Below are 375 nucleotides of genomic sequence, written 5' to 3' on the forward strand. Positions count from 1 at the left end.
GTTACTACCAGCAAGTCGCCCAGGCCTTTCCGCTTCCCGCGCTGGACGACGATGCGCGAGCAGTGCGAGACCGGTTCAGCAAAATCGCCCGCGCCTACGCAGGCCCGAGCGATGCCGATGTCACGACCGAGGACATCGAGATCCCGCTCGAAGGCCGCTCCGTCAACGCGCGCATATACAAACCCGCCGGCACCACCGGCCCTTTGCCGCTCCTCGTGTATTTCCATGGCGGCGGCTGGGTGGTCGGCGATCTGGAAACGCACCACGGCCTTGTCGCGCGGCTTGCACGGGACGCCCAATGCGCGGTGGCGAGCGTCGACTACCGGCTGGCGCCCGAGTTTCCCTTCCCTGCGCCCTGTGCCGACGCACTCGACG

Annotated in this window: 1 protein-coding gene; it reads left to right on the plus strand. The window is 67.5% G+C overall.

What is annotated here, in order from left to right; translation table 11 throughout:
• A partial coding sequence (locus QCE73_RS34000) for an alpha/beta hydrolase (RefSeq protein WP_309885336.1) occupies nucleotides 1-375 on the plus strand: 375 nt, incomplete at both ends.

Origin of the sequence: Caballeronia sp. LZ029, from assembly GCF_031451275.1 — a bacterium.
Lineage (GTDB): Bacteria > Pseudomonadota > Gammaproteobacteria > Burkholderiales > Burkholderiaceae > Caballeronia > Caballeronia jiangsuensis.